Below are 20563 nucleotides of genomic sequence, written 5' to 3'. Positions count from 1 at the left end.
CCCCCCCCCCCCCCCCCCCCCGCCCCGCCCCCCCCCCCCGCCCCCGCCCCCCCCCCGCCCCCCCCCCGCCGCGCGCCCCGGCCCCCCCCCCCGCCCCCCCCCCCCCCCCCCCCCCCCCACAAAGGGATCTACAAAGAGACCGAGAAGGAGAAGGGGAAACTCAGCCCTCCACCGAGGCCATAGCCGGCGCGTGCTTGCGGCAGCCTCTCCGCAGTTCGCCGCGGACCCGCTTGGGGTTCTGCACCAGCATCAGGGACAGGTAATTCACTTTCTGCCCGGCCAGGCTGGCCACGTTGCGGACGATGCGTTCCTCCGGCGAACCGACTTTCTCGATGAAGCAGCTGGTGGCGAGCAGGCCGCGGCGGGTCAGCAGGTCGAGGATCTCGTCGAGCAGCGGCTTGACCTTCAGCAGCACCAGGGTGTCGAACTCGTCGAGCAGGCGCTCGACCACCGGCACGCCGTAGGCGGCGGGGATCACCGCGAAGGTCTCGTCCTCCTCGGCGAGGGACAGGCCGGTGCCGGCTGCGGCGGCGGCGAAGGAGCTGACGCCGGGAATCGTTTCCACTTCGACGTCCGGCGCCAGCTCGCGCACTACGCGGGCCAGGTGGCCGAAGGTGGCGAAGGTGGAGGCGTCGCCTTCGACGAGGAAGACCAGGTCGCGGCCCTCGCGCAGCAGCTCGACGGTGCGGCTCGCCGCCCGGGACCAGGCCTTGGCGAGGGCGACCGGATCGCGGGTCATCGGGAAGACCAGGGCTTCGGCATCTTCCGGTACGGCCAGGCCGCCGCGTTCGACGATGCCGAGGGCGTAGGAGGACTCCTCGGCCTTCTTCACCGGGTACAGCCAGCGCGCGCCAGATTGCAGCGCAGCCCAGGCGCGGCGGGTGATGAGTTCGGGATCGCCGGGGCCGAGGGAGGCGCCGATCAGGCGCCCAAGGCGGGGGCTATTCATTGGGCGGCTCCTTGCTGTTGGGACGTGATTTCCGAGGGCGGTGTCTGAGTGGGGGGGAATTCATTCGCCCTTTGTGCGTTGACCAAAGTCGGCGGGCGAATGAATTCGCCCCCACTGGCCGAGACGATCCACACCGGGTTCTGCGCAGCGAGACGGTGCATGTCGAGGATGGGCTGGCTGCGGGCGGCCTGCAGCTGGACCACGTCCCAGCTTGCTCCAGCGGCGCTGAGCGCGGCGGTGGCGGTGGCCAGGTTTTCCAGCGTCACGAAGTTCATCACCAGGCGTCCGTGCGGGCGCAGGCGGGCGAGGACCAGGCGGATCAGCTCGGCCAGCTCGCCGCCGGAGCCGCCGATGAAAACAGCGTCCGGATCGGGCCATTGATCCAGCCCGGCAGGCGCCTTGCCTTCCACCAGCGTGTAGTTGCTGGCCTTCAGGCGGCGGGCGTTCTCGCGGGCGTTGACGGCGTCGCCGGGGTTCTTCTCGATGGCCCACACGTGGCCGTCGTAAGCCAGGCGGGCGGCTTCGAGACCCACCGAGCCGGAGCCGGCGCCGATGTCCCACACCCGGCTGTCGGGGCGCAGGCCCAGCTTGGCGAGAGACAGGGCGCGGGCTTCCTGCTTGGTGATGAGGCCTTTCTCGGGGGCGCGCTGCACGAAGTCGGCGTCGTCGAAGCCGAAGGTGGCGCGGCTGTCGGGCGGCGTGATGCGCTCCAGCACGACGATGTTCGGATCGGGGAAGTCCATGCCGGCGGCGTCGCCCAGCGGCAGGTCGGCAAACAGGGCCTCGTCCGGCAGGCACAGGCGGGCGGCGACCGACAGGCGGAAATCGTCCTTGTGGCCGGCGGCGATCAGCGCCCGGGCAATGCGCGCCGGGTTGTTGTCCGGGCCGGTGAAGGCACCGATCAGCGCGTGCCGGGAGGCCGCGCGGACGAGCGGGTAGAGGCCGTGCTCGGGCGTTGCGCCGATCTGCCATTCGCCAGCGTCGCGGCTGTGCACCGAGGCGATGGCGGCGGCTTGCCAGCATTTCTTGAAGCGGGCGAAGGCCAGTTGCAGCGTGGACACCGCGGGGTGCACGGTAATGGCATCGTTGCCGAGCTTGCCGGCCAGGAAGCTGGCGATGCCATGGCACAGGGGATCGCCGGTGGCCAGCACGGTGCTGGTGTGGCCGGCGCCGCGCGCCGCACGGACCCATTCTGGGACACGGCCGAGTTGGCCGTCCATCTCTCGCAGTTCCACCCTGGGAGGGAGGTAGGGGGCCACGAGGTCCAGCGTGCGGCGGGCGCCGATGAGGAGATCGGATTCGATGAGGGTGGTGCGGGCCGGGTCGCCCAGGCCGAACCAGCCGTCATCGAGGATGCCGACGATACGGCACAGTTCAGGCGAGTTCATGTTCTTCGACGGTGACGATGGGAACGCCTTCGAAATTGCAGGCGAGCACGGTGAGACGGTGGGGGCCGGGGTAGCGCTCGCGCAGGCTGCGGATGGCGCGCTCGGCGAGGGCCCGGTGGAAGGCGACGGTCAGGTTCAGCTCGGCCAGCCGCTCGGCGGCGAAGCGGGCTGTTTCGGCGGCGCGGATCTCCTCGACCAGATCAGGCGGGGCGCCGACCTCGGTAGCGGCCGAGGCGATCAGCTCCCTGTCCACCTCCTCGCGCCAGGCGTGGGTGACGGACAGGCCCTGGGCGATCTTGGTGAGCTTGCCGACCATGGCGCCGACGATGATGTGCTGCATGCCCTGCTTGACGGCGGTCTGGAAGGCCGCCTTGACGAAGTCCCCCATCTGCACGAAGCAGGCTTCGTCCAGCTCCGGGAAGCAGCGCATCGCGCATTTCTCGGTGCGTCCGCCGGTGGTGAACACCACGCTGGTCTGGCCCTGGTTGGCAGCGACGTCCACCGCCTGCACCACGCTGGCCCGGAAGGCCGCGGTGGAGTAGGGGCGCACGATGCCGGTGGTGCCGAGGATGGAGATGCCGCCGAGGATGCCGAGGCGGGCGTTGAGGGTCTTCTTGGCCATCTCCTCGCCGCCGGGTACCGAGATGGTTACCGCGATGCCGTCGCCGGCTTCGAGGATGGGAGCGCCGGCGGCGCGTACGTTGTCGGTGATGTTGCGGCGGGGTACCGGGTTGATCGCCGGTCCGCCCACGTCGAGGCCGAGGCCGGGCTTGGTGACGGTACCGACGCCGGGGCCGCCGCGCAGCACGATCTGGCCGGCGGCGCCGGGCAGGCGCTCGACTTCGGCGGTGAGGTGGGCGCCATTGGTGGCGTCCGGGTCATCGCCGGCGTCCTTGATGCTGACCGCGCGGGCGTGCAGGCCGTCGGTCCAGCCATCGGTGATGGCGAAACGCACCCGCTGGGTGTTGGGCAGCACACATTCGATCGCCTCCGGCACCCGCCCCTGGACGAGCCCGAGGGTCGCAGCGGCGGCGGCGGCGGCGGAGTTGGCGCCGGTGGAGAAGCCCGTGCGGTTGCCGCGATCTCGTTTGGGATCGCCCTTGCGGACCTTCTCGGGGAGGACGTGACCTGCAGCCATCGACGGCCTCAGGCGGCCTGGCGCTGGCGCTCTTCGGCCAGGCCCAGGATGGCGTGTATGGCGGCGACGACCAGCGTCGAGCCGCCCTTACGGCCACGGATGGCGACCCACGGTACGTCGTCGAGCTCCATCAGCAGGTCCTTGGATTCGGCCGCCGATACGAAGCCGACCGGCATGCCGACGACCAGGGCCGGGCGGACGCCTTCCTCGTGGATCAGGCGGACGACCTCGATCAGCGCCGTGGGTGCATTGCCGATGCCGACGATGGCGCCGTCGAGGAGGCCCAGCCGGTGCGCCTTGCGCATGGCTTGCACGGCGCGGGTGGTGTCCTCGGCCTGGGCGGCGGCGATCACGTCCGGGTCGGAGATGAACTGGTGGGTCGTCATGCCGAAGTGGGTCAGGCGCGGCTTCGACAGGCCAACGCAGATCATCTCCACGTCGGCGACGACCGGCGTGTTGCCGGCCAGGATGCGTTCCAGCCCGGCCTGCATGGCCTGCGGGTGGAAGGCGGTGAGACCGTTGAACTCGAAGTCGGCGTTGGCGTGGATCATCCGCCGCACCAGCGGCCATTGCTCGGCGCTGTAGGCGTGGGGGCCGGCTTCCTGGTCGATGATCGCGAAGGAGTCGTGCTCGATGGCGCGGCCGGCGGCGGTGAGCTGTTCGGTGACGGTGTTGGCGCTCATGGCGGGCTCAGGCGTGGGCGTGTTCATGGGGGTGGTCGTGGCCATGGCCGTGCTCGTGGCTGTGGCCGCAGCCGGCATGGCCGGTGTGGGTATGGCTGTGGTCGTGCAGGTGCTCGGCCTCGGCTGCCTGGCGGTACTTGCAGCCGTCGCATTCGAGCAGGCCGCCCTCCGGCAATTCGGCGCCGGCCACGCGGGCGTCGAGCAGGTCGAAAATGCCCTTGTCGAAACCGAAGTGGGTGCCCAGCGCAAAGGCGACCTGCGGGTACTGCTGGCGCAGGCGTTCCAGCTGGGCCTTGATGCGTTCGATCAGCACGCCGGTAAACAGGTACACCGGCACCACGCAGATCTGGGTCATGCCCAGGCGCACCTGGCGTTGGACGATGGTTTCCAGGCGCGGCCAGGTGACGCCGGTGAAGGCCAGGTCCACCAGCTCGTGGTCGTTGTCCTCGAAGAGCCAGCGCGCCATGCGGGCCAGTTCGCCGTTGGCGCCCGCGTCCGACGAGCCGCGGCCGAGGAGGACCACGCCGGTGGTCTGGGGGTCGGGCATTGCCAGGGACTTCATCAGGCGGTCAAGCTGGGCCTGCAGCACGGCGAGGATTTCACGGCCCATGCCCAGGTGGCGGGTGCAACCGAAGTCCACGCCGGGGTGGCGGGCGCGGGCGTCCTCGATGGCGGCCGGCAGCTCCATCTTCACGTGGCCGGCGGCGTTGAGGATGAAGGGCAGCACGACCACGCGGCGGCTGCCCGTGGCGGCGCGGTCGAGGCCTTCGGCGAGCAGCACCTCGGCGTGCTCGATGAAGCACACCTCGATGCGCCAGGCCGGGTGACGTTCGCGCCACTGGGCGGCGAAGTGCAGGATTTCCTTGTTGCCGTCCCGGTTGCGGGAGCCGTGGCCGACGAGGAGCAGGGTGGTGTCGTTCATGCGGAAGTCTCTTCAGAAGCGGCCGAAGCCTTGCGGAAGCGGTGGCCGAAGGCCGGGTCGTAGAGCTTGGAGCGGGCCAGGGTCGGCCAGTCGGCGGCGCCCAGCGTGGGGCTGGCGATGATCATTGCCTGGCTGGCGATCTTCTCGGCCTGGCAGCGCTTCTTGATGTCGGCGAGGGTGCCGCGGACGATCTTCTCCTCGCTCGGCCAACTGGCCTTCTGCACGACGACTATCGGCGCGTCCTCGGCCCAGCCGGCGGCGCGCAGCGCGCGCTGCACCTCGTGCAGCAGGGTGATGGACAGGAAGATGCAGAGCGTGGTCCGGTGGGCAGCCAGGGCTTCCAGTTCCTCGCCCGCCGGCATCGGCGTGCGCCCGGCGACGCGGGTCAGGATCACCGTCTGCGTGACTTCCGGCAGCGTCAGGGTTTCGCCGGCTGCCGCCGCCGAGGCGAAGGCCGACGAGACGCCCGGCACTACCGCCCATTCGATTCCGGCGGCGGTGAGGGGGCGGGTCATCTCCACCAGCGCGCCGTACAGGCCGGGGTCGCCGGTCTGCAGGCGCACCACGGTGGCGTGGCGGGCGGTCTGGTCGAGGAGCCAGGCGCTCATCTCTTCCAGCGTCATGTCCTTGGAGTCGCGGATCTCGCAGCCGGGGGGGGCGAACAGCGTCGCCGCCTGATCCACCAGAGAGCCGGCGAAGAGGATCGCGCCGGCTTCTTCGAGCAGGCGGCGACCCTTCACGGTGAGCAGCTCCGGGTCGCCCGGACCGGCGCCCACGAACCAGACCTTGCCGGCCATCAGGCAGCCTTCGCGGCGAAGCAGAAGCGCACCACCGGGTTGTCCTGGCGGCGGCCGATGGCCTGCAGCGCCAGCAGCGTGAAGATCGGTTCGACCATCACGATGGCGGCGTAGGACGAGGCGAAAGCCAGCCAGGCGGAGAAGGGCGTGGCGACCTCACCGATGGCGAGCCAGAAGCCGACCATCAGGGTCACGCCGCTGTAGTAGGCGGCGTCGAGCTTGAGGATGCTGCGCACATCAAGCCGGGCGAGACGCTGGCCGAAGGTGGCATGCACCAGCATCAGCGGCACGGCGAGGGACAGGGTGTTGATGCCCAGGTGCACCAGATCGGTCGGCTCGAAGATCAGCCCTTGGGCTAGCAGGCCGATGGCGAAGCCGAACAGGGCCGGCACGAAGCCGAGGGACAGGTAGATCGGCATGGCGCCGAGGAAGTGCAGTTCGGACGGGCCGACCTTGAGGTCGAAGGCCTGCATGAACAGCGTGAACAGGACGCCGGCGATCAGCGTGCGGACGATCAGTTGCGGCTGCTTGAGGAGGTGGACGGATTGGCTGCCGAGCAGCGCCACTGCGGCGGCGTTGGCGGCGACGATCTTGGCACTGGCGACGTACCCCGGTTCGATGTGCATGTTTGCTTCCCTTCGTGTCGATTGAACGAAGTGCGGTAGGGCAACGGGGATGCGCAGAACAAATGCATACGGACCAGGCGGGTGCGGACCTGTGGCGGCGACGGCTCCGGAAAAAGGCAGGAGGAACGGGGACGGCAACGGGTCTGGGCAAGCCCATCGGTCGGATCTGCCCACACCCCGGGGCCTGTACCACACCAAATCGTCACAGGCCGGTCTTCTGGCTCGCCTTCACTCTTGTCTGCCAACCTTCCCGGGAAAAACCCAGTGGCGTGAGGCAGATTCGTCAGGCTTACAGCAGCGGGGGCTGCGCCGGAATGGTCGGGGAGAGCATGCTCCCGACGTCACCGGACTTCCCGTTTCACCTTCCCTGCAGACGCAGGGTTGGCACCCGTAACGCCGCGGAGTCTAACCGCATGTCCTCGGCCCGCGCAAGCCTTGGCGTTCCGGCTCCTGCTCGGAATAGGGCGTCGTGCCTGCTTTGGGGAACGATTTGCCCGAATGGGAATTTTTTCACATGGATAAGCGGGTAATCCTGCACCATTATGGGATTGACCAGGTCTGCGGGCGACGGAATACTTGCATCTGTAATAACCCCCCGGTCCTTCCTGTCGGATCACATTCGCGTGGCGTCCTGATTTCCGTGCAACCTGACTCCTTTTTCCCTCCCGGCCGTGGCGTGGTCTCGCCTTCCCTCCCGGATTCCTGTCCGGACAAGGACGAAAGCCGACGCGAGGACGCCAAGGCCAATACGCTGGATGCGGAGGCCGCGGCCCTGCTCGCTGACATCAACTCCTTCGATCTGGAGGCCGCGCGCAAGCGTGTCCAGGAGATTGACTCCCGTTACCTGGGACTCAAACGTTCGACCGAGACTTACCACGAGGTACCGGGCAATGATTTCCCGACGGTGCGTCTGGGCGGGCGCTCGGCGGCCGCGCAGAAAGACGAAGAGCCGGTGCCTACACTGCGGGCGGGTGGCCTGCTGGACCAGTTGCGCGGCGAGGTGGCGACCCGCCAGCGGGCGGCGGAAGATGCCTTCGAGCGTGTCGATGCGGCGAAGACCAGCCTGGATCGGCGCCTGCGGGCGGCCTTCGAGTACTTTCACGACCTGACCACCCAACTCAACTATCTCAAGCCCCAGGTGGCGCGGAACTACATCTTCCTGGATGCCGGCGACGCCTTCCGCAACCTGGCCTGGCTGGAGGGCTTTGCCGATTTCCGCACCCAGGCGGAGAGTGATGGCGGCCGCATCGAGCGAGTGACCCTCGGCTACACGCTGAAGGGCGGCGGTGTGCGCATCATCGAGCGGGCCGGCCATGCGGTCGAACGCCTGCGCCAGATGTTGTTCGACCTGGGCTTGCGCTTCGAATGCGTGGAGCGTCGCAACCGCCAGCGCGAACTTGAAATGGGCACCTTCACGGTGACGGACGAGATCAGCGTGCAGGTGGTGTGGCGGGCCGATTTCGAGAACCGCCAGGTGATCGTCGAGTCGCGCAACCTCGAGCGCTTTGGCTTCGCATCCTGTCGCCTGCCGGCGGAAGCCATTGGCCCCGAGTTGCTGGACGAGTTCGGCCGCCTCGTGCTCGGCCAGGAAAACAGCTTCCGGTCATTCCTGGTCCGCTGAGCCTGTGGCGGCAAGCGGCAGGCGCACGGTAACCTCCAGCCCAGGCCGTTCGGCGGCGTCCAGGCGGGCGTTATCCAGTTCGATTTCGCCGTGGTGGCCGAGCACGATCTCCTTCACGATCGACAGACCCAGTCCGCTGCCGGTGTGGTCAGTGCCGGGCAGGCGGTAGAAGCGCAGGAACACGGCGGCCCGGCTGTCGGGCGGAATGCCCGGGCCGTCGTCCACCACGCGCAGGCGAGCCAGCGTCGGCGCGGCGGCGCCATCCGCCTGCACATCCACCTGCACCGTCACGACGCCGCCGGCCGGCGTGTAGCGCAAGGCGTTGTCCACCAGGTTGGAGATCATCTCGCGCAGCAGCAGCGGCTGGCCGCGGACGATCACCGGGCTGTCGCCGCCCTCGATGCCCAGGTCGATGTCGTGCTTCGCAGCGAGTACCAGCAGGTCAATGACTACGTCCCGCGCCACCGCGGCGAGATCCACGTCTTCCTGTTTCAGCATCAGGCCGTTGATCGGCTCCGCGCGGGACAGGGACAGCAGCTGGTTGGCCAGCCGGGTTGCCTGACCGAGGCTGTGGTGCAGGGCTTCCACGGCGTGGCGCATCTCGCCGGTGTCGTCCTGGCGCAGGGCGTATTCGGCCTGGGTGTTGAGCACCGCCAGCGGGGTGCGTAGCTGGTGGGCGGCGTCGGTGATGAAACGGCGACGGGCTTCCAGCATCCGCCCGATGCGGTCCAGGTGGTGGTTGATGGCGCCGACCAGCGGCAGGACTTCCGCCGGCACGTCGCGGCCGTCGAGGGGCGTCAGGTCGTCCTCGTGGCGGGCGCGGATGGTCTGGCCGAGGCGGTCGATGGGCTTCACCGCGAAGATCGTGGCGAGCAGCACGACGGTCAGTGCCACCGCGATGACCAGCGCCTTGCGGGCGAATTCCCGGTAGAACAAGTGGGCTACCACTTCCTGGCGGGCATTGGTGGTTTCCGCCACGACGATCATCACCGGTTTGGGGAACTCGGGCCGGTACAGGGGCTTGACGAGGGCGCCGATGCGCACCGATTCGCCCCGGTAGCTGCCGTCGTAAAAGATGGCCTTGTTGTGGTCGCCGGCGGGGGGCGGTGGCAGGCCATCGTAGCCGGTGATGATGTCGCCGCCGAGAATCTGCACGCTGTAGTAGATGCGGTCGGCGCTGCCTGACTCGAAGAGTTCCAGCGCCGAGTAGGGCACGTCCACCACCACCTCGCTCTCGGTGGCATAGACGCGCTCGGCGATGCCGCGCACGGAGGCCGACAGGGAGCGGTCGTAGGCCTGGTTGGCGGCCTGCTGGGCGTCGCCGTAGCTGAACCAGGCGTCCACGATCAGCAGCAGGGACAGCACGCCAACCAGCCAGAAGGTCTGGCGGCGCTTGAGGCTGAGCGTTCTCATGGGGCGTCGGTCTTTTCCGGGCCAAGCATGTAGCCCAGCCCGCGCACGGTGGTGACGCAGGCGCCGGAGCCGTCGAGCTTCTTGCGCAGGCGATGGACGTAGATCTCGATGGCTTCGGCGCGGGCTTCCTGGTCGAGGCTGAAGACCTTCTCGAACAGCGCCTCCCGCGCCAGCGGGCGGCCGGCCCGCAGCAGCAGGGCTTCGAGCACTGCCAGTTCGCGCGGGGTCAGGGCCAGCGGGCGGCCCTCGACGCTGGCCAGGCGGCTGACGGTGTCGAAATCGAGCCGGCCGATGCGCACCACCGGGTTGAAGCCGGCCGAGCGGCGCAGCAGGGCCTTCAAGCGGGCTTCCAGTTCGTTGAGTTCGAAGGGCTTGGCCATGTAGTCGTCGGCGCCCAGGTTGAGGCCCTTGACCTTGTCGTCCACCGCGCCGCGGGCGGTGAGGATCAGCACAGGCATGCGCGAGCCGCGGGCGCGCAGTCCGCGCAGCACGTCGAGTCCGTCCTTGCCGGGGAGGGTCAGGTCGAGGATCGCGCCGTCGTACTCCTGGGAGAGCAGGAAGTGCTCGGCGTGGTCGCCCCGGTCGGCCACGTCGACCGCATAACCGGCCTGGCGCAGGGATTTCGCCAGCCACTCGCCGAGTTCCGGGTGGTCTTCCACGAGGAGGATGCGCATGGGGGCGGCTTTCTTGTAAAAAGGGAAGATGGGCCAAGGTTAGCGCCGGAAAAGACTGAAAGCGAATCGAAAGGCGATCGGCGAATGATCCATCCCAGACGGTCCGCCAGAGGGCGCAAAGCCCCGGCGGAACCGGCCGACGGATCACAGAAAAGATAGAGGAGACAAGATGATGAATACCTTCCTGCCCGCTTCCCGCCGCCGTTTCGGCAAGCTGCTGGTGGCCACCTGTGTGGCCGCCGCCTTCGGTGCCGCGCCCGCACTGGCCCAGACTCCCTCCGAACTGGCCGCCGCGGCCGCCAAGGAAGGCAAGCTCGTGATCTACGGGGTGACCGACAACGAGCAGGCCAACCACCTGATCCGCGAGTTCCGCGCCCAGTACCCCGCCGTCCAGGTGGAGTACAGCAACATGAGCACCACTGAGCTGTACAACCGCTTCATCTCGGAGAGCGCCGCCGGCGCCTCGGCGGACGTGACCTGGTCGTCGGCGATGGACCTGCAGGTCAAGCTGGTCAATGACGGCTACGCCCAGCCCCATAAGTCGGCCGAGACGGCCAAGCTGCCTGAATGGGCCAACTGGAAGAACGAGGCCTTCGGCACAACCTACGAGCCGGTCGGCTTCGTCTACAACAAGCGCCTGGTGCCGGCTGCCGACGTGCCCCAGAGCCACGCCGACTTCGTGCGCCTGCTGAGCGCCCAAGCCGACAAGTACAAGGGCAAGGTCACCACCTACGACCCGGAGAAGTCCGGTGTCGGCTTCATGCTGGTGACCCAGGACAAGCAGGTGAACGGCGCCGGCTTCAACGATCTGCTGAAGGCCTTCGGCGGCGTCGCGGTGCGCGTACAGGGCGCGACCGGTACGATGATGGAGCGCATCGCCTCCGGCGAGAACCTGATCGGCTACAACCTCAACGCGGCCTACGCGCTGACCCGTGCGCGCAAGGACCCGTCGCTGGGCATCGTGCTGCCCAAGGACTACACGCTGGTGCTGTCGCGGGTGATGTTCATCGCCAAGGGCGCGCGCCACCCCAACGCGGCCAAGCTGTGGGTGGACTTCGTGCTGTCGAAGAAGGGCCAGGAGATCATCGCCAACAAGGCCGATCTTTACGCGATCCGCAGCGACGTGGAAGGTGAGACCACCGCCAGCGGCCTCAAGAAGCAACTCGGCGACGCGCTGCGCCCGGTGCCCATCGGCACCGGCCTGCTGACCTACCTCGATCAGGCCAAGCGCCTCGACTTCATCAAGCAGTGGAACGGCGCCGTCAAGGCGAAGTAAGCGGGCCTCCCGGTTCCGCCGCCGGCCCGGCCTAGTGCCGGCGCCGGCGTCCTGATCCACGCCAACCCATCGGTGACTCCCATGTTTCAGACATTGCCCAGGCGGGCAGTGGTGGCTGCGCTCGCCCTGTCCGTCTTCTTTCCCCTCGGCCTGGTGTTCTACCAGAGCGTGCTGTCGGGGCCGTTCTTCATGCCGGCGGCCCGCCTCAGCCTGGAGGCCTTCGCCTTCATCTTCGACGATCCGGACTTCTGGTCGGCGACCAAGAACACCCTGATCATCGCCGTTGGCATGAGCATCATCGCCATTCCGCTCGGGGCCATCCTGGCCTTCATCATGGTGCGCACCGACCTGCCCGGCCGGCGCTGGTTGGAGACGCCGATCCTCATCCCGATCTTTGTGTCGCCAGTGGTGCTCGGCTTCGGCTACGTGGTGTCGCTGGGCCCGGTGGGCTTCTTCTCGGTGTGGTTCGAGCAGCTCTTCGGCAGCGTGCCGTGGAACATCTACTCGATGACCTCCATTGTGCTGATCGCCGGCCTGACCCACGTGCCCCACGTGTACCTGTACTCCTCGTCGGCGTTGCGCAACTTGGGGTCGGACGTGGAGGAGGCGGCGCGCCTGAGCGGCGCCAGCCCGTTCCGCGTGGCCCGCGACGTATCCATTCCGATGGTTTCGCCGGCGCTGCTCTACGTGGGCGTGCTGGTCTTCTTCCTGGGCTTCGAGATCTTCGGCCTGCCGCTGATCCTCGGCGATCCGGAAGGCCATCTGGTGCTGACCACCTACCTCTACAAGCTCACCAACAAGCTCGGCACGCCGTCCTATCACCTGATGGCGGCGGTGGCGACCTGCATCATCGCGGTGACCTTTCCGCTGGTGCTGCTGCAGCGTGTGCTGCTCAAGTCGGCCCAGCGCTTCGTCGCCGTGAAAGGCAAGTCGGCACGCCAGCGGCGCCTGGCGCTGGGCGGCTGGAAGTGGGTGGCGCTGGCGCTGATCGGTGCATGGCTGGTGCTGACCATCGTCGTGCCGGTGGCCGGCGTGGCGTTGCGCTCGGTGGTGAGCAGCTGGGGCGCCGGTATCAACCTGCTCGAAGTGCTGACCCTGGACCACTTCCGGGCGGTGTTCGAGGAGGACACGATGATCCGCTCCATCCTCAACTCGGTGCTCATCGGCACCCTCGGTGGCGCGGTGGCGGTGGGCGGCTACCTGCTGATCGGCCTGGCTACCCACCGCAAGCCGGACGGCCTGTCGCGTTTCGTCGATTACGTGGTGCTCACGCCGCGGGCCATTCCGGGCCTGATGGCCGGCCTGGCGGTGTTCTGGGTGTTCCTCTTCGTGCCCTTCCTGGCGCCGCTGCGCTCGACGCTGTTCAGCGTGTGGTTCGCCTACGCGGTGGTCTGGCTGGCCTACGGCATGCGCCTGATCCAGAGCGCGCTGATGCAGGTTGGCCCCGAGCTGGAAGAGGCCGGCCGGCTGGTCGGCGCGTCCCGCGCGCGGGTGTCCCGCGACATCACGGTGCCGCTGATCCGCAACGGCCTGCTCGGCTCCTGGCTGCTGATCTTCATGATCTTCGAGCGGGAGTATTCCACCGGCGTCTATCTGCTGTCGCCCGGCACCGAGGTGATCGGTGCGCAAATCGTGTCCCTGTGGGCCTCCGGCGCGGTCGACGTGGTCGCCGCCCTGTCCCTGATCAACATGCTGCTGGTGGGCTGCGGCCTGGCGCTGGCGCTGCGTTTCGGAGTGAAACTTCATGACTGACAAGACCATCCTGACCGTCGACGACCTCGCCCTGTCCTACGGCAGCAACCCGATTCTGAAGGGCGTTTCCATGCAGCTGCGGCGCGGCGAAGTGGTGTCCCTGCTGGGGCCTTCGGGCAGCGGCAAGACGACCCTGTTGCGGGCCGTCGCCGGCCTCGAGCAGCCGCATGAAGGCTGCGTCAAGATCGCCGGGCGGACCATCTACGATGGTGCGACGGGCATCGACGTGCCGGCCGAGAAGCGCGACCTCGGGCTGGTTTTCCAGTCCTACGCCCTGTGGCCGCACAAGACGGTCTTCGACAACGTGGCCTACCCGCTCAAGCTGCGCAAGGTCGGCGCGGCGGAGATCGCCGAGCGGGTCCAGGCGGCGCTGAAGAACCTGGGCCTCGCGCACCTTGCCGAGCGTTACCCGCACCAGCTGTCCGGCGGCCAGCAGCAGCGCGTGTCGATCGCCCGGGCGCTGGTCTACAACCCGCCGGTCATCCTGCTCGACGAACCCTTGTCCAACCTGGACGCCAAGATGCGCGAGGAAGCGCGGGCCTGGCTGCGCAACCTGATCGTCGAAATGCAGCTGTCGGCGCTGGTTGTGACCCACGACCAGTCCGAGGCGATGGCCATGTCCGACCGCATCCTGCTCCTCAACGGCGGCGTCATCGAACAGCAGGGCACGCCGCAGGAGATGTACAGCCAGCCGAAGACCTTGTTCGTCGCCGACTTCATGGGCAGCAACAACATCCTGAAGGGGCGCGTCGCCGAGATCCGCGGTGGCGAGGCCTGCGTCGAGGTCGGCGAGGGCCTGCGCCTGTGGGGCCAGCGCCGCAACGACGCGGCGGTTGGCCAGGAGGTGTCGGTGGTGGTGCGCGTCGAGCAGGTGCGCCTGGCCGAAGGGCCGGCCGAGCACCGGGTCGGCATCGACCTGGCCACCTCCATGTTCCTCGGCGACCGCTTCGAGTACGTCTTCCACGCGGGCAGCGCGCTGCTGCGCGCCTGGGGTAGCCGGCAGGAAGCCAGCGGGCGCCGCTGGCTGGAGTTTCCGCCGGACGCCGTGTGGGTCTTCTGACGCCGCCGATGCGCTGAACCGTCCCTGTTTCCGGCGCCAGTGGTCCCGTGGCGCCGGGCTTTCCACCCCGTCATGCTTCCCCCGCGGGAGGTGGCGGGGTTTCTTTTTTTTATGGAGTGGGCAGGGCAGCGTTGCTGTCGCTCGCTCCCTTGCGCGGATTGCCCAGCATGTCTCCCGACTTTCGTTTCACCTTGCGCTGGGGCCGAGTCCTGCCGGCCCTTGGCCTTGCCGCCTGTGCCGGCGCGCTGGCCCAGGCGTTGCGCGTACCCTTGCCGTGGATGATCGGCCCCTTGTTCAGCGTGGCGCTGGCGCGCATTGCCGGCTGGATGATCGAGGGCCCGCCCGGCGGACGCCAGGCCGGCCAGTGGGCCATCGGCACGGCCCTGGGGCTGTACTTCACGCCGCTGGTCCTCGCCCATCTCGCCGAGAACCTGTTGCTGATCGGCCTGATGGCCGGCAGCGCGGTGGGCATCGGGATGGTCAGCGCGTGGCTGATCCACCGCTGGGCCGGCGTCAGCGCAGCGACCGCCTTCTTCGCCGGCCTGCCGGGCGGTGCGTCCGAGATGGTGGTGCTGGCCGAGCGCCAGGGTGGCGCGCCCGACCGGGTGGCCGCCGCCCACGCGCTGCGCGTGATGATGGTGGTGTCGGTGGTGCCCTTCATCCTTTACCACTGGGGCGGACAGGGACACGACAGCTACGTGCCGGCGCTGCTGACGGTGGAATGGGGGCGCTTCCCCCTGCTGGTGGCGGCCTCGCTGCTGGGCGTCGGGGTGTTCCGCGCCCTGCGTATTGCCAATGCCTGGGTGCTCGGGCCGCTGGCCTGCATCGCCGGGCTCACCGCCGCGCAGGTGCCGCTGTCGGCGTTGCCGGGTTGGTTGGTGGGCGCCGGCCAGCTGCTGCTCGGCGTGGCCTTGGGCGGGCGCTTCTCCCCCGAGTTCTTCCGTGCAGCGCCGCGTTTCCTGGCCGTGTCGGCGGCGAGCACGCTGCTGGCGCTGCTGCTGTCGGGCCTCTTCGTGCTCGTGTTGGCGGCCTGCGGCGCGGCGTCCCTGCCGTCACTGCTGCTCGCCGCCTCGCCCGGTGGCATGGCTGAGATGTGCGTCACCGCCAAGGTGCTGCACCTGGGCGTACCGCTGATTACCGCGACCCATGTGCTGCGCGTGGTGCTGATTACCGTCTGTGCGCCGAAGGTGTGCGGTTTCTTCCTGCGCTTCGCCACGCTTCCCCGGTAGCACCCCTGACCTTCATCGAAAGCGGATCGAAAGCTGATTTGGCTGAAATCCGTTCTGCCCGTAACGGCCACTGGCCGGGGCGGGCGACCCACACATAAAACAAGGAAGGTAGAGATGAGACACACTCCCGCGTCCCTGGCCGTGACGGCCAGCCTGATGGCGCTTGCCGCTGCCGCCACCCCCGCGATGGCTGATGTCACCGACGAGCTGCGCGCCGAACTGGCCGCCCAGCGCAGCCGCCTGGAGGAGCTGGAAAAGAAGCTGGCCGCAGCCAGTGCAGCGCAGGCCGAGACCGCCAAGGTGGTGGCCAAGGTCGAGAAGAGTGCCGCCGCGCCGGCGCCGGCCTCGAAGGGGCTGTCGATGCCGTCCGGGCTGACGATCTACGGTATCGCCGATGCCGGCGTCGAATACGGGGACTACGGCCAGGGCCACAAGGTCCGCGTGCAGAGCGGCCTGGGCTCGGCCAGCCGGCTGGGCTTCAAGGGCGAGCGCAACTTCGGCGATGACCTGCAGGCTTATTTCCAGCTCGAGGCGGGGATTTCCTTCGACAACGGGCAGAACACCGGCCACTCCAGCAACATCAGCAACCCGGGCCAGGGGGCGGCGTCTTCGTCGGCGCCCAACACCACCGGCGTGGCGATCTTCTCGCGCAACACCTTCGTCGGCCTGCGCGGGCGCTACGGCGACATCCGCTTCGGCCGCGACTACGCGCCGATTTACTCGATCACCAGCGCCTCGGATCCGTTCACCATCGGCGGGGCGACGGCTTTCCGCCTGTGGTCCAGCGCCGCGGCCAGCCGCTTCGACAACGGGGTGTTCTACGCGTCGCCGGTGTTCGGCGGCTTCCAGGCCAACGTGGCCTATTCGGCGGGGATGGAGAACAACAGCCGCAGCAATGTCGGCGTGACCGGCTCCACCACCAGCACCGGCCCGAAGGATGAAGGCAAGGGCGGCAGCGCGACGCTCACCTACAAGAATGGCGATCTGTTCGTCGGTGCCGGCTACCTGAATTTCCTGCGCCAGGGCACTGTGACCGCGCCGGCCACGGAGGATGTGCGCCGCACCGCGCGCAACCTGGCCGCCACCTACGACTTCAAGGTGGCCAAGGTCTATGCCCAGTACCTGATCGGCGAGGACAAGCAGGACGGCGTTGGCAAGAAGCTCGACCGCCGCGTGTGGTGGCTGGGGGCTTCGGTGCCTTTCCGCGACGTGCATACCTTCCGCGCGGTGTATAGCCATCTGGACGACCGCATGAGCACCGATCGGGATTCGGACCACTATGGCCTGGGCTACGAGTACGCCCTCGACAAGCAGACCGACCTGTACGTGTATTACGCCCAGGTCAGCAACAAGAACGGCGGCAAGAACTCCTTGTGCGCCGGTGGCACCTGTCAGGGCTTCGACGGGGATACCAACCTGCCGGCCAACTTCACGCCGAAGTCGTTGATGCTGGGCGGTCGCTACCGCTTCTGAGTGCTGTTGCGTGGCGACGGCGCGGGCCGCCGCCACGTTCGGGCTCAGCCCTGTTGGAGCAAGCTGGCGGCGACGGCTTCCGCAACCCGGATGCCGTCCACGCCGGCCGACAGGATGCCGCCCGCGTAGCCGGCGCCTTCACCGGCCGGGTAAAGGCCCTTGGTGTTGAGACTCTGCAAGTCCTCGCCACGGGTGATGCGCAGCGGCGACGAGGTGCGTGTCTCGACGCCGGTGAGCACCGCGTCGTACATGTTGAAGCCACGGATCTGCCGGTCGAAGGCTGGGATTGCCTCGCGCATCGCGGTGATCGCGTAGTCGGGCAGCGCGCTGGCGAGGTCGCACAGATGCACACCGGGCTTGTAGGACGGCTCGACACCGCCCAGCGCGGTGGAGGCCTTGCCGCGCAGGAAGTCGCCGACCAGTTGGGCCGGGGCTTCGTAGGTGCCACCGCCGAGCACGAAGGCGTGGCTCTCCAGCTTGCGCTGGAATTCGATGCCGGCCAGCGGGCCGCCGGGGTAGTCCTTCGGGTCGATGCTGACCACGATGCCGGCGTTGGCGTTGCGCTCGTTGCGCGAATACTGGCTCATGCCGTTGGTGACGACGCGGTTCGGTTCCGACGTGGCGGCCACCACGGTGCCGCCCGGACACATGCAGAAGCTGTACACCGCGCGGCCGTTGGAGGCGTGATGCACCAGCTTGTAGTCGGCGGCGCCGAGCAGCGGATGGCCGGCGTGGGGGCCGAGGCGGGCCTTGTCGATCAGCGATTGCGGATGCTCGATGCGGAAGCCCACCGAGAAGGGCTTGGCCTCCATGAAGACGCCCTTGTCGTGGAGCATCTCGAAGGTGTCGCGGGCGCTGTGGCCGAGGGCCAGTACTACGTGGTCGCTGCGCAGCTCGTCACCGGTGGAGGTGCGCACACCGCGCACCTGGCCGTCCTCGACGATGAGGTCGGTAACGCGCTGCTGGAAGCGGATCTCTCCGCCCAACTCGGTGATCTCGGCCCGCATGGCTTCCACCATGCCAACCAGCCGGAAGGTGCCGATGTGGGGCTTGGAGACGTAGAGGATTTCTTCCGGTGCGCCTGCCTTGACGAACTCGGTGAGCACCTTGCGGCCGTAGTGCTTCGGGTCCTTGATCTGGCTGTACAGCTTGCCGTCCGAGAAGGTGCCGGCGCCGCCTTCGCCGAACTGCACGTTCGACTCGGGGTTGAGGGTGTTCTTGCGCCACAGGCCCCAGGTGTCCTGAGTGCGCTCGCGCACCGCCTTGCCACGCTCCAGCACGATCGGCTTGAAGCCCATTTGGGCCAGGATCAGTGCCGCGAAGATGCCGCAGGGGCCGAAGCCGATGACGATGGGGCGGTGCGTGAAATTGGGCGGCGCCTTGCCGATGAAGTGGTACTCGGTGTCCGGCGCCGGCTTGACGTGGGGATCGTCGGCTAACTTCTTCAGCAGCGCCGCCTCGTTCTTCACCTCCAGGTCGATGATGTAGATGAAGCACAGGCGCACGTTCTTGCGCGCGTCGTAGCTGCGCTTGAAGACCTTGAAGCTGACGAGCTGGTCGGCGGAGATGCCCAGGCGCTGGATGATGGCGGCGGGCAGGGCCTCTTCCGGGTGGTCGAGGGGGAGGCGGAGTTCGGAGATTCGCAGCATGGCGGTCATGGCGGGGTAGTTGGTCCCGCAGATGGCTTTTCGGGCCGCGATTTTACTGTTTACCGGTGGGTGGGCTGCAAGTTAGTAGGGGGCAGGGCGTTGAATAAGAATGGCGCAAGCAGGTGCGAGTCCCTCGTGGGGCTGGGCTCTGTAGGGGCGAATTCATTCGCCCACAGTCGCTTGATCGAAGTCCGCGGGCGAATGAAATCGCCCCTACAGGTTGGGGAGCAGAGCACGGGCCTGAGCCTTGCACGTCTTGCGGGTGTCCGGGGCCAGCACGGCCAGCCAGGGCTCGGGCAGGCTGGCGGGGCCGTACAGGGCGCCGGCCAGCATGCCGGCGATGGCGCCGGTGGTGTCGGCGTCGCCACCGCGGTTGACCACGTCGATCAGGCAGGTCTCGAAGCTGTCGGTGTCGAGCAGGGCCTGGAAGACCGCACGCAGGGTGTCCTTGATGAAGCCGGACGGGTTTTCCTCGCGCTTGCCGGCCGGGTCGAAGAGCGGAAAGGCGGCGAGCAGCGGGGCCAGGCGCCGGGGGATCAGTTCGTCTCGGCTCGCACCCCGCAGTGCGTCCTGGATCATCAGCACGATGGTCTCGGTGCCGGCGTCGGAGAGCGGATTGTTGTGGGTCAGGTGGGCCTGCACGCGGCAGGCGGCGCGTACCGTCTCTTCGGGCTGGCCGAGGGTCGCCAGGGCGACTGGCAGCACGCGCATGCAGGCGCCGTTGCCGGCGTCGTGCTCGCTGGGTGGTGCTTCGATCCGGCCGGTACGGCGGAATTCGATGATGCCGCGCCGAACGGTGTTGCCGATGTCCACCGGCTTGGCGCGCATCCAGGCGTCGAAGGCCTCGCCGATGGCGTGGGCGTCGATGCCGCCGGCGGCCAGGATCGCGTCGCCGAGGGCCAGCGCCATGGTCGTGTCATCGGTGACCCAACCGGGCTTGAGCTTCAGCCAGCCGCCGCCGCGGATCGTGCGGTGGCAGCCGTGCTGGGCCTGGATCTCCCGTGGCGTCATGAACTCGACGGTGGCGCCCAGCGCGTCGCCCAAGGCAAGGCCCAGATAGGCGGCCTCGGCCCGGGCGCCAAAGTCAGCGGCCGGTGGCTCCAGCACGGCATGTAGCTCGAACATGGCGCTTTGCATCACCGGCCGCCGGCGTTCAGGCGCTGGGATATTCGATGGTGACGTCCTCGTCGCGGACGATCATCTGGCAGGCCAGGCGCCACGGGGTCGGGAAGTCGTCCACGTCCATCTTGGCTTCTTCCTCGGCGGACAGTTTGCCGAGCTCCTTCAGGGTCTTGCGTTCGCTGTTGGTCAGCGGGCCGGCGTGGGCCAGGCCGCCCTTGGTAATGTTGGTGACCTTGCACAGGCAGGTGCCGCATTCCCCGTTCTGACAGCCGAAGTCGATCGGGACGTGGTTTTCCTTGGCCAGTTCGAGCACGGTCTTTTTGTGGCTGCCAGCCACGGCGTAGACGGTCTTGTCCTTGTGCATCGGGCTGGTGAAGGTGATGAGTGCCATGGTTTTCCTCCTACTTGAGTGATGCGGCCGGAGCCGGTATGGCGGAGGCCGCGGGTTCCACAACGATTCTCTCTGTCGCTGGTGGTGGTCTTCCTTCAGGTGCTTCAGCCCGGCCGGACGACGACTTCGCCCTGCAGCACCTGGGCCTGGCAGGCCAGGCGGTTCTGGCGGCCGGCCATCTGTTCCTGCAGCACCTTGCTCTCGAGCAGGGAGGGATTGGCCAGGTTTTCCATGCCCTTGACGATCTTCATCATGCAGGTGCCGCATTCGCCTTCGCGGCAGCCGTAGGTGATGCCGGCGCCGACCTTTTCGGAAACCTCGATCAGGCGGGTGCCGGCAGGCACGGTGACGGCGACGCCGATGTCTTCAAACAGTACTTGTGCCTTGGGCATGGGAATGT

At 68.1% G+C, this 20563-nt stretch carries 19 protein-coding genes and 1 riboswitch; of the genes, 6 read left to right on the top strand and 13 right to left on the bottom strand.

What is annotated here, in order from left to right; all coding sequences use genetic code 11:
• Positions 1-160 precede the first annotated feature (160 nt).
• Genes cobI through ACE3RX_RS12765 form a run of 7 tightly spaced genes read right to left on the bottom strand, consistent with a single transcriptional unit; the run spans position 161 to position 6503 of the window.
• Positions 161-949: a precorrin-2 C(20)-methyltransferase gene (cobI, locus tag ACE3RX_RS12795; protein WP_374484111.1), complete on the bottom strand. Its 789-nt coding sequence runs from the start codon at positions 947-949 to the stop codon at positions 161-163.
• Positions 946-2337 carry a precorrin-6y C5,15-methyltransferase (decarboxylating) subunit CbiE gene (gene cbiE / locus ACE3RX_RS12790; protein WP_374484109.1) on the bottom strand — a complete coding sequence of 464 codons (1392 nt, stop codon included), beginning with the start codon at positions 2335-2337 and terminating at the stop codon, positions 946-948. Before cbiE ends, cobI begins: the two co-directional genes overlap by 4 nt.
• Positions 2324-3475, bottom strand: a complete 1152-nt coding sequence (locus ACE3RX_RS12785) for a cobalt-precorrin-5B (C(1))-methyltransferase (protein WP_374484106.1) — start codon at positions 3473-3475, stop codon at positions 2324-2326. The genes cbiE and ACE3RX_RS12785 overlap by 14 nt, the downstream gene beginning before the upstream one ends.
• Positions 3476-3483: 8 nt before the next feature.
• Positions 3484-4158: a precorrin-8X methylmutase gene (locus ACE3RX_RS12780; RefSeq protein WP_374484104.1), complete on the bottom strand. Its 675-nt coding sequence runs from the start codon at positions 4156-4158 to the stop codon at positions 3484-3486.
• Between the two features lie 7 nt (positions 4159-4165).
• The gene (locus tag ACE3RX_RS12775; protein ID WP_374484102.1) at positions 4166-5080 is read right to left on the bottom strand and encodes a sirohydrochlorin chelatase; all 915 of its coding nucleotides are present in this window, start codon (positions 5078-5080) and stop codon (positions 4166-4168) included.
• Entirely contained in the window at positions 5077-5877 is an 801-nt protein-coding gene (cobM, locus tag ACE3RX_RS12770) for a precorrin-4 C(11)-methyltransferase (RefSeq protein WP_374484100.1), read from the bottom strand. Before cobM ends, ACE3RX_RS12775 begins: the two co-directional genes overlap by 4 nt.
• Entirely contained in the window at positions 5877-6503 is a 627-nt protein-coding gene (locus tag ACE3RX_RS12765) for an energy-coupling factor ABC transporter permease (RefSeq protein ID WP_374484098.1), read from the bottom strand. Before ACE3RX_RS12765 ends, cobM begins: the two co-directional genes overlap by 1 nt.
• Positions 6504-6692: 189 nt before the next feature.
• Positions 6693-6910: riboswitch (cobalamin riboswitch) on the bottom strand.
• Between the two features lie 269 nt (positions 6911-7179).
• On the opposite strand from ACE3RX_RS12765, the gene ACE3RX_RS12760 reads away from it, so the two are divergent.
• The gene (locus ACE3RX_RS12760; RefSeq protein ID WP_374484095.1) at positions 7180-8124 is read left to right on the top strand and encodes a hypothetical protein; all 945 of its coding nucleotides are present in this window, start codon (positions 7180-7182) and stop codon (positions 8122-8124) included.
• Here ACE3RX_RS12760 and ACE3RX_RS12755 read toward each other — a convergent pair.
• The gene (locus ACE3RX_RS12755) at positions 8107-9537 is read right to left on the bottom strand and encodes a sensor histidine kinase N-terminal domain-containing protein (protein WP_374484093.1); all 1431 of its coding nucleotides are present in this window, start codon (positions 9535-9537) and stop codon (positions 8107-8109) included. The two genes, ACE3RX_RS12760 and ACE3RX_RS12755, sit on opposite strands and share 18 nt — an antisense overlap.
• On the bottom strand, positions 9534-10211 hold the full coding sequence (locus ACE3RX_RS12750) for a response regulator (RefSeq protein ID WP_374484089.1): 678 nt from the start codon (positions 10209-10211) through the stop codon (positions 9534-9536). The genes ACE3RX_RS12755 and ACE3RX_RS12750 overlap by 4 nt, the downstream gene beginning before the upstream one ends.
• 169 nt (positions 10212-10380) lie before the next feature.
• Between ACE3RX_RS12750 and ACE3RX_RS12745 the strand changes: the two genes are divergently transcribed.
• The 5 genes from ACE3RX_RS12745 (at position 10381) to ACE3RX_RS12725 (ending at position 17001) form a co-directional block, all read left to right on the top strand.
• Positions 10381-11487, top strand: coding sequence for an ABC transporter substrate-binding protein (locus tag ACE3RX_RS12745; protein WP_374484085.1), 1107 nt, complete (start codon positions 10381-10383; stop codon positions 11485-11487).
• 81 nt (positions 11488-11568) lie between these two features.
• Positions 11569-13239 (top strand): ABC transporter permease, encoded by a 1671-nt coding sequence (locus tag ACE3RX_RS12740; protein WP_374484081.1) that lies wholly within the window; start codon positions 11569-11571, stop codon positions 13237-13239.
• Positions 13232-14299 carry an ABC transporter ATP-binding protein gene (locus ACE3RX_RS12735; protein WP_374484079.1) on the top strand — a complete coding sequence of 356 codons (1068 nt, stop codon included), beginning with the start codon at positions 13232-13234 and terminating at the stop codon, positions 14297-14299. The genes ACE3RX_RS12740 and ACE3RX_RS12735 overlap by 8 nt, the downstream gene beginning before the upstream one ends.
• A 167-nt stretch (positions 14300-14466) precedes the next feature.
• On the top strand, positions 14467-15528 hold the full coding sequence (locus ACE3RX_RS12730) for an AbrB family transcriptional regulator (RefSeq protein WP_374484076.1): 1062 nt from the start codon (positions 14467-14469) through the stop codon (positions 15526-15528).
• A gap of 114 nt (positions 15529-15642) precedes the next feature.
• Positions 15643-17001: a porin gene (locus ACE3RX_RS12725; protein WP_374484073.1), complete on the top strand. Its 1359-nt coding sequence runs from the start codon at positions 15643-15645 to the stop codon at positions 16999-17001.
• A gap of 44 nt (positions 17002-17045) precedes the next feature.
• On the opposite strand, the gene ACE3RX_RS12720 is transcribed toward ACE3RX_RS12725, so the two are convergent.
• The 4 genes from ACE3RX_RS12720 to ACE3RX_RS12705 form a co-directional block, all read right to left on the bottom strand.
• The gene (locus tag ACE3RX_RS12720) at positions 17046-18650 is read right to left on the bottom strand and encodes an NAD(P)/FAD-dependent oxidoreductase (protein WP_374484270.1); all 1605 of its coding nucleotides are present in this window, start codon (positions 18648-18650) and stop codon (positions 17046-17048) included.
• A gap of 213 nt (positions 18651-18863) precedes the next feature.
• Complete coding sequence (draG, locus tag ACE3RX_RS12715) at positions 18864-19775, bottom strand: ADP-ribosyl-[dinitrogen reductase] hydrolase (RefSeq protein WP_374484069.1); 912 nt, start codon at positions 19773-19775, stop codon at positions 18864-18866.
• 28 nt (positions 19776-19803) lie between these two features.
• Positions 19804-20163, bottom strand: a complete 360-nt coding sequence (locus ACE3RX_RS12710) for a 2Fe-2S iron-sulfur cluster-binding protein (protein WP_374484066.1) — start codon at positions 20161-20163, stop codon at positions 19804-19806.
• A gap of 104 nt (positions 20164-20267) precedes the next feature.
• Positions 20268-20555: a 2Fe-2S iron-sulfur cluster-binding protein gene (locus ACE3RX_RS12705; protein WP_374484064.1), complete on the bottom strand. Its 288-nt coding sequence runs from the start codon at positions 20553-20555 to the stop codon at positions 20268-20270.
• Between the last annotated feature and the right edge of the window lie 8 nt (positions 20556-20563).

This window comes from Zoogloea sp., from assembly GCF_041914405.1.
GTDB lineage: Bacteria > Pseudomonadota > Gammaproteobacteria > Burkholderiales > Rhodocyclaceae > Zoogloea.
This window is presented reverse-complemented; position numbering and strand designations above follow the sequence as displayed.